Annotated in this window: 1 pseudogene; it reads left to right on the top strand. The window is 61.4% G+C overall.

Annotation, left to right across the window (positions count from 1 at the left end):
- A pseudogene (locus F2P46_RS39000) lies at positions 1–666 on the top strand (hypothetical protein); the annotation flags it as partial.

Raw genomic sequence — 666 nt, 5'->3', positions numbered from 1 at the left:
CAAACCACATGATCGAGCAGTTCACGACCGACGTCTACCGCCTCTACCCTGGCGCCAAGGTGCTGGCCGCTGGGAAGAAGGATTTTGAAAAGAGCCGCCGGCGCAAGCTGTTCGCCAAGATCGCCACCGGCGACTTCGACATCGCCATCATCCCGCACAGCAGTTTCGGCTCCATCGGGATCTCGCCCGCAACCGAAGAGCGCTATCTGCAAAAGGAACTTGACGCTGCGCGGTTGGCCGTCCAGGATGCCGAAGCGGAAGCCGACGCCGCCGGCCAGAGCGGCTTCCGCAAGCCCTTCGGCGTGAAGGAGGCCGAAAGGCTGGTGGACAAGATCACTGCGCGCATGGAACGCGTCCAGGGCGACAAGACCAAGGACCGCCTGCTGACGTTCGAGCAAATGGGCATTGACGATTTGACCGTCGACGAGGCCCACGAGTTCAAAAATCTGTTCTATTCCTCGCGCCTGACGGGCGTCAAGGGTATGGGCAACAAAACCGGGTCGCAGAAGTCGTTCGACCTGTACAACAAGGTGCGGGTGCTGCGCGAGTCGCCGAAGGGCACCGTCACGTTCATGACCGGCACGCCGATCTCCAATTCGGCGGTCGAGATGTACAACATGATGCGCTTCCTCGCAGCCGACGAGCTGGCCGAGTTGGGCCTGGAAC

Origin of the sequence: Massilia sp. CCM 8734, assembly GCF_011682155.1 — a bacterium.
Lineage (GTDB): Bacteria > Pseudomonadota > Gammaproteobacteria > Burkholderiales > Burkholderiaceae_D > Telluria_A > Telluria_A rubra.
Note: the sequence above shows the minus strand (reverse complement) of the source record. Positions and strands in the feature narration are given on the sequence as shown.